This window comes from Burkholderia sp. HAN2018 (assembly GCF_024704855.1).
Classification (GTDB): Bacteria; Pseudomonadota; Gammaproteobacteria; order Burkholderiales; family Burkholderiaceae; genus Burkholderia; species Burkholderia cepacia.
Genome location: NZ_QOBB01000248.1, coordinates 1 through 9,772, shown reverse-complemented (window position 1 = coordinate 9,772; position 9,772 = coordinate 1). Strand labels below are relative to the sequence as shown.

Below are 9,772 nucleotides of genomic sequence, written 5' to 3'. Positions count from 1 at the left end.
GCTCGCGGGCGCCTTCGCGCGCTGGAATTCGGAACCGACCGCGAGCACGCGCGCGCGCCGCACCACCGTCTCCGCTTCGAACGTGCCCGGCGACGTCGCCGAGCCGCCGATCTGCTGCGTCAGCAACACGTCGACGAAGTCGCCCGGCTGGATCAGCCCCGCGTTGCCCGACACGTCGTCGACCGGCACCGAGATCGCGCGCATGCCGGGTTGCAGCGCGGCCGCGAGAAAATCCGGCGCGCCGGCCGGAATCACGTTCTCGACGCGAATCGGCGCGCCCGCGCCCACGTGGTTGCGCAGCAGCGCGCCCTTCAGGTCCGCGCCCGGCTGCGACTCGACGAACGCGCCGGCCGGCACCTGCGCGCGCGGCATGCGCTTCCACGCGAGATCGTTGTCGCGCAGCAGCAGCCCTTCCGGCAGGTCGGCGGCGGCGACCCGCACGCGCGCCTGATCCGTTTCGGCGGGCACCGACGGCGTCGACGCGGCGACGTACAGTTCGCGCAGGATGAACGCACCGATGCCGGCGGCAACGACGAGCACGGCCATTCTCAGCGGTTTGGGCATGGCGGCGTGCGTCCCCCGGGCTAGGTAAGCGAAACCGTGTGTGGAAACGACGCCCAGACGGCCAGCGTGCCGCCGAGCGCGAGCGCCACGCCGTACGGCACGCCGCGCGCGTCGATCGCGTGCACCGGCGTGGCGCGCCGCGACCGCGATACCAGCAACGCGACGCCGCACAGGGCACCGCCCGCGCCGACACTCGCCAGCACCGGAAACACCAGTGCCGGGCCGGCCCACAGGCATACCGCCGCCGCGAGCTTGACGTCGCCGCCGCCGATCCAGCCCGCGTGACGCATCGCGCCGAACAGCAGCAGCGTCGCCGCGCCGATCGCGACATGCCCGGCCAGCGGCGCGAAGCCGTCGCGCGCGAGCGCCGCCGCGACGAAATACAGCGCCGCGAACGCGAGCACCACGCGATTGGACAGCCGCCGGTCGCGCAGATCCTGCGCGGCGAGCGAAGCCAGCAAGACCGTGGCCACCGACTGCACGAGCGTGAGCATGGGAGAGGCGTCCGTCGACACGCACCGGCCGCGGATACGTTCTACCGCTGCGGATCCCGGTGTTCGTCGGTGGCGCGCGGGTTCAGCGGATCAGATCAGGCTCGTCACCTTGTTGATCAGCGTCGTGAATATGCTCGGCAAGCCGCCGGTGTTGCTGCTGAGGATCACGCCGACCGCCGCCAGCGCGACCACGACGATGCCGGCCAGCACTGCGTATTCGAGCGAGCTGACGCCGCGTTCGTCACGCAGCAGGGACTTGACGTATTGCAGCATGGCAACCTCCGTGTAACGGGTCGGTGACCGACCGTTGAACGCAAAGACGCACCCTTGCTCCGGCGGTTGCGCAGGACCTTCGCCCATTGCGATGCGTGCGGGCGACCCTGGCACTGGGTCGTTCGCATCCCCCGGAATACTCTCGATCACGACAACACGCGGCGCGCAACGATGACTTCGACCGTTGCATGCCCGCATCCATGGTGCGGTCTTCCCGCACGATGCAACCACGCTGATTCGTCTAGGGTATAGACAATTTTTCAGGCGAATTCAAATGATTTGGCGTCGGAGTGCATTTATGGATTTCATGCTGAAACGATGAATGCCATATCGCTCATTTTCCTTCATTTTTCTCGCGGCATTTCGCATGGTTCACGTATCGGAACAGGCATTGCCACTGTTGCGGCGCATGATTTTCCGGCCGGCCGCCGAACCGTTTCCATTCGATTTATCGGCATGCCGGATCGATCGACAGCGGCTCGCTTCTCCTTATCCGGCCTGACTTCCCGGCAAAATTGACCGGCCCGCTTCGCATTTCCCCGATTAGCTGCCTCCATCTTTCCGCCCGGATTCGTCCAGCGATCCTTACGCGAATCCACCCACGTCTCCATTGCGATTTTCAAATCGACGATTGCCCGATTCGGCATCCGGCCGCAATCGACATGATGGGAATCCTGAATGAATCTCCAATACATGTGAATGCGGTTCTCCGCCGCAAAGAACGGAGCGCGCGGCGCGGCAACCCGCAAGGCGGCGATAAGCATAGTTCAAATCGTTTCTTGTCCGGCCCCGGCACGTCATCGAGAATGCCCCGACGGGCTGCGGCCCGGCCTTGTTCCTCAACGTTCCGGACCCGTCGATTCATGCTTCCACTGCGCCTGCTGCGATCGCTGCTCATTGCGTCCCTCATTGCGTTGCCGGCCGCCGCCGCGCACGCCGACAAGCCCGCCACCATCCGCATCGGCGTCGCCCAGCAGGGCGCCGGCGATCCGCCGACGTTCGGCGGCTCGAGCCCCGCCACCGCTCAGTTGCAGCAACAGGTCGAAAAGGAGTTCGCGGCAGACGGCATCAAGGTGGAATGGCTGTTCTTCAAGGGCGCGGGGCCTGCCGTCAACGAGGCGATCGCCAACAAGGCGCTCGACTTCGCGTACCAGGGCGACCTGCCCGCCGTGCTCGCGCGTGCGAACGGAATCAAGACGCGCCTGCTGCTCGCCGCGAGCGTGCGCTCGGGCGTCAAGATCGCGGTGCCGCCCGACTCCACGATCCGCTCGATCAAGGACCTGAAGGACCGCCGCGTGTCGATCTTCCGCGGCACCAACCTGCAGCTCGTCGCCGACAACGCACTCGCGAAAAACGGCCTCGGCGAACGCGACCTACGCGTGATCAACCTCGATGCCGCGAGCTCGCTCGCCGCGCTCGCGTCGAAAGGCATCGACGCGTCGGTGGGCGACTACCAGCTGTACAAGCTGCGCGACGCGGGGCTCGCGAAGATCATCTACGAATCGCAGAACGACGGCCCGCAGTTCACGCGCCAGACGCACCTGCTCGTGCTCGACGATTTCGACCGCGCGCATCCGGACATCGTGCAGCGTGTCGTCACCGCGATCGTGAAGAGCGCGCAATGGTCGTCCGACGAGGCGAACCGCGACGCGCTGTTCAAGCTGTGGGCGAAGAGTGGCGTGCCGGTTTCGTCGTGGCAGGCCGACTACGCGAACCAGCGCCTGAAGGACCGGTTGTCGCCGCTGATCGATCCGTTCTTCGTCGCGCGCTACAAGTCCGTCGCGCAGGATGCGCTCGCATTGAAACTGATTCGCCAGCCGGTCGACGTCGACGGCTGGTTCGAGCCGAAGTATCTCGACAACGCGCTGCGCACGCTGAAGCTCGAAAACTACTGGCAACGATACGACGCGGCCGGCAAGCCCCTTTCCTGACCCGGACTTTCCCGATGAGCGACACCGCGTTTTCCGTCCCGTCATCCGACACTCGCCCGCCCGCCGCGCTCACCGCGCAGCCGCACCCGGCGGCACACGTGAAACGGTGGTCGTGGCGGCTCGCGCCGTGGCTGCTGCCCGCGCTGCTGTTCGCGCTGTGGAGCGTCGGCAGCGCGCGCGGCTGGATCGCGCCGCAGATCCTGCCGCCGCCGGAACGCGTGTTCGACGCGCTCGCGGATCTCGCGACGAGCGGCGATCTCGTGCGCCACACGCTGATCAGCCTGCAACGCGTGCTGGTCGGGTTCGCCGCCGGCACGCTGCTCGGCTTCGCGACCGGCGTCGCGCTCGGCCTGTCGCGCACGCTGGAAGCCTACGTGCTGCCGAGCTTCAACGCGCTCGTGCAGATTCCGGTGCTCGGCTGGCTGCCGTTCCTGCTGCTGCTCGTCGGCGTCGGCGAACCGCTCAAGTACCTGCTGATCGCGCATGCGGCGCTCGTTCCCGTCACGCTGAGCACGCTGCAAGGGTTTCGCCAGACCCCGCCCGCGCTCGACGAAGTCGCGCGCGTATTCGGCTACACGCGCCGCCAGCGCATCGTGCACGTCGTGCTGCCCGCCGCGATCCCGACGCTCGCGACCGGCGTGCGGCTCGCGTTCACGAAGTCGTGGCTCGCGCTCGTCGTCGTGGAGCTCGTCGCATCGTCCGAAGGGCTCGGCTACCTGATCGTGTACGGGCGGCAGCTGTTCCAGCTCGATCTCGTGATGGCCGCCGTGATTGTCGTCGGGGCGGTCGGCCTGCTGATCAACCGGCTGCTCGACGCGCTCGAGGCGCGCCTGCGCCGCGGCGTGCCGTCCGCCTTCCGGGGCTGAGCCACACACGATGCCCGCACTGCCCGCGCAACCGAAGGAGATTCTCCCGTGACGCATTCCGCTTCGCCGGACGCCGCACCGCCGGCCGCCACGGCCGCCCGCCGCCTGCGTGCGCCCGACTGGCGCGGCTTCGTCCTGCCGCTCGTCGCGTTCGCGCTGTGGTGGGCCATCGCGTCCGCGCACCTCGTAAACAGCGGGCTGCTCGTCGGCCCGGCCGACGTGTTGCGCACCGCATGGGCGCAAGCCACGAGCGGCGCGCTCGGCCGCGCGCTGTCCGCGTCGCTTGCGCGCGAAGCCTGCGGTTTCGCGATCGGCGCGGCCGGCGGGCTGCTGCTCGGCACCGCGCTCGGGTTGTCGCGCATCGCCGCGCGGATGGTCGGCCCGAGCTTCGACACGTTCAAGCAGATCTCGCTGTTCGCGTGGATTCCGCTGATTTCCGTATGGTTCGGCCTCGGCGACGTCGCCAAGGTCGTGTTCCTGTCGCTCGCCGCGCTGCTGCCCGTTGCCGCGCACACCTGCGACGGCATTCATGCGGTGCCGCGCGCGTATGTCGACGTCGCCCGCGCGCTGCGCTACTCGCGGCTCCAGCTCGTGCGCCACGTGATCCTGCCGGCCGCGCTGCCGTCGATCTTCACCGGGCTGTATCTCGGCCTGATCTATTCGTGGCTCGCGACGCTCGGCGCCGAATACCTGCTGGTCGCCGGCAGCGGGATCGGCAACACGCTGATCGACGGCAGCGAGCAGTTCCGGATGGATCTCGTGCTGTTCGGGATCATCGTCGTCGGCGTGACTGGCTGGGCCCTGAACGCGGTCGCACGCGCGATCGAGCGCAAGGTGCTGGCCCGGCGCGGCGACCTGCCGCGCTGATCGCCCTTCCTTTCCCCCTTCCTCGGACCCGCCATGACGACCCTCGCCTCCGATTCGCTCGACATCCTCCACGTGAGCAAGCACTACGCGCAACGCGGCGCCGCGCTCGCCGTGCTCGACGACGTGTCGCTGCACGTGCGCGCCGGCGAGTTCGTCACGATCGTCGGCGCGAGCGGCTGCGGCAAGTCGACGCTGCTGCGCCTGATCGCCGGGCTCGACACCGATTACGCGGGCGAGATCCGTGCCGGCGCCGAGCGCGTACGCGACACGTCGCTGCAACGCGGGATCGTGTTCCAGGATCACCGGCTGTTCCCGTGGCTGACCGTCGCGCAGAACATCGAGGCCGCGCTGCGCAACGCGCCGCTCGACGCGGCCGAGAAGCGCCGCGCGGTCGCCGATCACGTCGCGCTCGTCGGGCTGAACGGCTTCGAGCATGCGTATCCGAACCAGTTGTCGGGCGGGATGGCGCAGCGCGTCGCGATCGCACGCGGCCTCGTGAACCGCCCGCGCGTGCTGCTGCTCGACGAGCCGTTCGGCGCGCTCGACGCGCAGACGCGCGCGCGGATGCAGAACGAGCTGCTGCGCATCTGGGAACAGGAGCGCATCACGATGATCCTCGTCACGCACGACGTCGACGAAGCCGTGTATCTCGGCGACCGTGTCGTGACGATGGCGCCGCGCCCGGGCCGCATCGAGCGCATCGTCGACGTCGCGCTGCCGCGCCCGCGCCGGCGCGATTCACCGGAATTCGCGCGGCTGCGCGACACCGTGCTCGCCGGTTTCGACGACGGCGAACCGCCGGGCGACGATCACCCGCGCGGCAAGCGTATCGACCCGCCGCGCCCGCACCGGATCGGCGAATGGCGGCTTGCGTGGTAGCACGCATGGCGCTCCGATTTGCTCAGCACGACGACGCATATCGATCATCGCCGCGCGCACGCTAAGGTTGTGACGATTCATCGGTTCCGGTTGCGCACGGTCCCTGCTTGAATGGAGACTCGACCGACCCGACTCCAGGAGACTCCCGATGTCCGAAGTCCAGCACGCCGCTCACCCGTCTTCGCATGCTTCGCACGCCGCGCCGCGCACGGCCGCCACCCCGCTCCAGCTTCGCCAGGTCGCCGGCCGGATCGGCGCCGAGATCGCCGGCGTGCGGCTGTCGGGCACGCTCGACGACGCGACGTTCGACGCGATCCAGGCCGCGCTGCTGCGCCACAAGGTGCTGTTCTTCCGTGGCCAGCACCACCTCGACGACACCGCGCAGGAAGCGTTCGCACGCCGCTTCGGCGAGACCGTCGCCCACCCGACCGTGCCGTCCGTCGACGGCAGCGCGCACCTGCTCGAACTCGATTCCGCACACGGCGCGCGCGCCAATTCGTGGCACACCGACGTGACGTTCGTCGATGCGTACCCGAAGGTCTCGATCCTGCGCGCGGTCGTGATTCCGCCGTTCGGCGGCGATACCGTGTGGGCCAACACGGCCGCCGCCTACGCGAACCTGCCCGACCCGCTGCGCGCGCTCGCCGACACGCTGTGGGCACTGCATACGAACGCGTACGACTACGCGTCGACGCACGTGCACGCCGACGCTGCGCAACTGAAGCGCTACCGCGAAGTGTTCACGTCGACCGTCTACGAAACCGAGCACCCGGTCGTGCGCGTCCATCCGGAAACCGGCGAACGTACGCTCGTGCTCGGGCATTTCGTGCAGCGGCTCAAGGGGCTGTCGGCGCAGGATTCCGCGCACCTGCTGCAGGTATTCCACGAGCATGTGACGCGTCTCGAGAACACCGTGCGCTGGAACTGGCAGGAAGGCGACGTCGCGATCTGGGACAACCGCGCGACGCAGCACTACGCGATCAACGACTACGGCGATGCGCGCCGTGTCGTGCGCCGCGCGACCGTGCACGGCGACGTGCCGGTCGGCATCGACGGCCGCCGGAGCGTCGTGCTGAAGGGGCCGGGCGCGACGCTGCAATAACGCCCGCGTCACGCGGCGGCGCCGTTCCGTGCGCGCCGCCGCACCTGCCTCCTCCGCCACCGGACACCCGACCATGCCCTTCCCGCCACCGGACCGACGCACGCACGCGCAACGATGTCGGCCCCGCACCCCGTTCACTTCCGCCAGGAGCGTCGCATGAGCGCCTTACTCGAACCCGCCGCCGAGCCGATCGACGTGATCCCGTTGTCCGCCCATATCGGTGCGGAAATACGCGGCGTCGACCTCACGCAACCGTTGACCACGCCGCAGATCTCGGCGATTCGCGCCGCGCTGCTGAAATGGCGCGTCATCTTCTTCCGCGAGCAGTTCCTCACGCACGAGCAGCACGTCGCGTTCTCCGCGCAGTTCGGCGAGCCGACGGTCGGCCACCCGGTGTTCGGGCACGTCGACGGGCATCCCGCCGTGTATTCGATCGCGAAACACCGCAAGGCCACCCGCTTCGAAGGCGAACCGGTGCGCCGGCCGTGGACCGGCTGGCACACCGACGTGACCGCCGCCGTGAACCCGCCGTGGGCGTCGATCCTGCGCGGCGTGACGATCCCGCCTTACGGCGGCGACACGCACTGGACCAACCTCGTGCGCGCGTACGAAACGCTGTCCGCGCCGCTGCGCGGCTTCGTCGACGGCCTGCGCGGCATTCATCGCTTCACGCCGCCGGCCGGCGCGCGCGCAACCGATGCGTTCGACGACGCGGTCGAACGCCGCCCGCTCGTGACCGAGCATCCGCTCGTGCGCGTGCACCCGGAGACCGGCGAACGCGCACTGTACGTGAGCCCGAGCTTCCTGAAATCGATCGTCGGGCTGACGCCGCGCGAGAGCCAGGCCCTGCTCGAACTGCTGTGGGAACACGTGACGCGGCCTGAATTCACGATCCGCTTCAAGTGGGAGCCGCGCAGCATCGCGTTCTGGGACAACCGCGCGACCGCCCACCTCGCGCCGGTCGACATCTTCGATCTCGACTTCGACCGCCAGCTCTATCGCACGACGCTCACCGGCGACGTGCCGGTCGGCCCCAACGGCCGGCCGTCGGTCGCGCTCGAAGGCTCGCCGGTCGAGGCCGCGGCGGCGGTCGCGCTCAACTGAACCGGCGGCAGCCGGCGCACCGCGTCGCGCCGGCCTTTCCGTCACTTTCGTCACGTCACGCCGATGAATGCGCGGGCCGCGCGCGTGCGCGGCCCGTCCGTCAATCCAGCCAGACCCCGTCGAAACGGTGCCCGCCGAGCGGCGAGAACGTCAGCCCGTGCACGCGCTTGGACACGGGCAGCGACACGATCGACGTCGCGATCGGCGTGAACGGCACCTGGTCCTTGAACACGACCTGCGCCTGTTCGTACAGCGCCGTGCGTTTCGCGACGTCCGCATTGGAACGCGCGGCGTCCACCAGCCGTTCGAAATCCTGGTTGCACCATTTCGCGAGATTGCTGCCGTGCACCGCGTCGCAACCGAGCAGCGTGCCGAGCCAGTTGTCGGGATCGCCGTTGTCGCCCGACCAGCCGTACAGGATCGCGTCGTGCTGCCCTTCGAGCTTCGCGCGGCGGTTGTATTCGCCCCATTCGTAGCTGACGATCTTCGCGCGCACGCCGATCTTCGCCCAGTCCTGCTGGATCAACTGCGCCATCAGCTGCGCATTCGGGTTGTACGGGCGCTGCACGGGCATCGCCCACAGCGTGAGGTCGAAGCCGTTCGGGAAACCGGCCTGCGCGAGCAGCGCCTTCGCGGCCGCCGGATCGCGCGGCGCATCCTTCAGGCGCGGGTTGTACGACCATTGCGCGGGCGGCATCGGGTTCGTCGCGATCTTCGCGTCGCCGTTGAACACGGTCTTCACGATCGCCGACTTGTCGATCGCGATGTCGAGCGCGCGCCGCACGTCGACGCGATCGAGCGGCGCATGCTGCGTGTTGTACGCGACGAAGCCGACGTTGAAACCCATCCCCGAGAACAACGACAGCTTCGGGTCGCGCCGCACCGTGTCGAGGTCGGCCGGCCGCGGGAACACCGACACCTGGCACTCGCCGGACACCAGCTTCTGCAGGCGCGCGGCCGGATCGGGCGTGATCGCGAACACGAGATGGGCGAGCTTCACGTCGTCCGGCTTCCAGTAGTCCGGATTCGCGTCGTAGCGGATCAGCGCGTCTTTCTGGTACGTGCGCAGCAGGAACGGCCCCGTGCCGACCGGGAACTGGTTGATGTCGGCCTCGCGGTGACGCGCCGCGAGCTGCGACGCGTACTCGGCCGACAGGATCGACGCGAACGCCATCGCGAGATTGCGCACGAACACGACGTCGGGCGTCTTCAGCACGAAGCGCACCGTGTAGTCGTCGACCTTGTCGATGCGTTCGATGTTGCGGTCGAAACCGAGGTCGCTGAAATACGGGAAGCTGACCGGATAGGCCTTGCGGAACGGATCGTCCCGATCGAGCATCCGGCGGAACGTGAACACGACATCGTCGGCCTGGAACGGCCGCGTCGGCTTGAACCACGCGGTCGTCTGGAACTTCACGCCGCGCCGCAAATGGAACGTGATCGTGCGCTGGTCGGGCGACACGTCCCAGCTCGTCGCGAGCGACGGTTCGAGATCGAGCGTGCCGCGCTTGAACTGCACGAGCCCGTTGTAGATCGTGAACGTGCTCGCGTCGAAATCGGTGCTCGTCGTGTGCTGGCCCGGATCGAAGCCGGCCGGGCTGCCTTCGGTGCAATACACGAGCGTCTTGCCGGCGGGCGCGGCCAGCGCCTGCGTGGCCGCGCCGGCGAGCAGCAGCGACGCCGCGATGCAGC

At 68.6% G+C, this 9,772-nt stretch carries 11 protein-coding genes; 6 read left to right on the top strand and 5 right to left on the bottom strand.

Annotation, left to right across the window (positions count from 1 at the left end; translation table 11 throughout):
• The 4 genes from cpaB to DPV74_RS35100 all read right to left on the bottom strand — a co-directional run.
• A partial coding sequence (gene cpaB / locus DPV74_RS35115; RefSeq protein WP_119338868.1) for a Flp pilus assembly protein CpaB occupies positions 1-564 on the bottom strand: 564 nt, incomplete at its 3' end.
• Positions 565-584: 20 nt separating this feature from the next.
• The gene (locus DPV74_RS35110; RefSeq protein WP_060058704.1) at positions 585-1,058 is read right to left on the bottom strand and encodes a prepilin peptidase; all 474 of its coding nucleotides are present in this window, start codon (positions 1,056-1,058) and stop codon (positions 585-587) included.
• Positions 1,059-1,148: 90 nt separating this feature from the next.
• Positions 1,149-1,331, bottom strand: coding sequence for a Flp family type IVb pilin (locus DPV74_RS35105; protein ID WP_027791205.1), 183 nt, complete (start codon positions 1,329-1,331; stop codon positions 1,149-1,151).
• Positions 1,332-1,675: 344 nt separating this feature from the next.
• Complete coding sequence (locus DPV74_RS35100; RefSeq protein ID WP_162923227.1) at positions 1,676-2,095, bottom strand: hypothetical protein; 420 nt, start codon at positions 2,093-2,095, stop codon at positions 1,676-1,678.
• Between the two features lie 99 nt (positions 2,096-2,194).
• Between DPV74_RS35100 and DPV74_RS35095 the strand changes: the two genes are divergently transcribed.
• The 6 genes from DPV74_RS35095 (at position 2,195) to DPV74_RS35070 (ending at position 8,080) form a co-directional block, all read left to right on the top strand.
• Positions 2,195-3,262 (top strand): ABC transporter substrate-binding protein, encoded by a 1,068-nt coding sequence (locus DPV74_RS35095; protein WP_060357608.1) that lies wholly within the window; start codon positions 2,195-2,197, stop codon positions 3,260-3,262.
• A 14-nt stretch (positions 3,263-3,276) separates the two neighbouring features.
• Entirely contained in the window at positions 3,277-4,128 is an 852-nt protein-coding gene (locus DPV74_RS35090) for an ABC transporter permease (RefSeq protein WP_060208103.1), read from the top strand.
• A 48-nt stretch (positions 4,129-4,176) separates the two neighbouring features.
• Complete coding sequence (locus tag DPV74_RS35085; protein ID WP_119338866.1) at positions 4,177-4,995, top strand: ABC transporter permease; 819 nt, start codon at positions 4,177-4,179, stop codon at positions 4,993-4,995.
• Positions 4,996-5,028: 33 nt separating this feature from the next.
• On the top strand, positions 5,029-5,874 hold the full coding sequence (locus tag DPV74_RS35080; RefSeq protein ID WP_119338865.1) for an ABC transporter ATP-binding protein: 846 nt from the start codon (positions 5,029-5,031) through the stop codon (positions 5,872-5,874).
• Positions 5,875-6,022: 148 nt separating this feature from the next.
• Positions 6,023-6,976 (top strand): TauD/TfdA family dioxygenase, encoded by a 954-nt coding sequence (locus tag DPV74_RS35075; protein WP_027791201.1) that lies wholly within the window; start codon positions 6,023-6,025, stop codon positions 6,974-6,976.
• Positions 6,977-7,132: 156 nt separating this feature from the next.
• The gene (locus tag DPV74_RS35070; RefSeq protein WP_119338864.1) at positions 7,133-8,080 is read left to right on the top strand and encodes a TauD/TfdA family dioxygenase; all 948 of its coding nucleotides are present in this window, start codon (positions 7,133-7,135) and stop codon (positions 8,078-8,080) included.
• 100 nt (positions 8,081-8,180) lie between these two features.
• Here DPV74_RS35070 and DPV74_RS35065 read toward each other — a convergent pair whose 3' ends face one another.
• Complete coding sequence (locus tag DPV74_RS35065) at positions 8,181-9,767, bottom strand: ABC transporter substrate-binding protein (RefSeq protein WP_119338867.1); 1,587 nt, start codon at positions 9,765-9,767, stop codon at positions 8,181-8,183.
• Between the last annotated feature and the right edge of the window lie 5 nt (positions 9,768-9,772).

Excerpts from the sequence above, each read along its gene's own strand:
- DPV74_RS35070 (WP_119338864.1), top strand. The coding sequence starts at position 7,133 with ATGAGCGCCTTACTCGAACCCGCCGCCGAGCCGATCGACGTGATCCCG.
- DPV74_RS35090 (WP_060208103.1), top strand. The coding sequence starts at position 3,277 with ATGAGCGACACCGCGTTTTCCGTCCCGTCATCCGACACTCGCCCGCCC.
- DPV74_RS35100 (WP_162923227.1), bottom strand. The coding sequence starts at position 2,095 with ATGCTTATCGCCGCCTTGCGGGTTGCCGCGCCGCGCGCTCCGTTCTTT.
- DPV74_RS35110 (WP_060058704.1), bottom strand. The coding sequence starts at position 1,058 with ATGCTCACGCTCGTGCAGTCGGTGGCCACGGTCTTGCTGGCTTCGCTC.
- DPV74_RS35095 (WP_060357608.1), top strand. The coding sequence starts at position 2,195 with ATGCTTCCACTGCGCCTGCTGCGATCGCTGCTCATTGCGTCCCTCATT.
- DPV74_RS35080 (WP_119338865.1), top strand. The coding sequence starts at position 5,029 with ATGACGACCCTCGCCTCCGATTCGCTCGACATCCTCCACGTGAGCAAG.
- DPV74_RS35105 (WP_027791205.1), bottom strand. The coding sequence starts at position 1,331 with ATGCTGCAATACGTCAAGTCCCTGCTGCGTGACGAACGCGGCGTCAGC.
- DPV74_RS35075 (WP_027791201.1), top strand. The coding sequence starts at position 6,023 with ATGTCCGAAGTCCAGCACGCCGCTCACCCGTCTTCGCATGCTTCGCAC.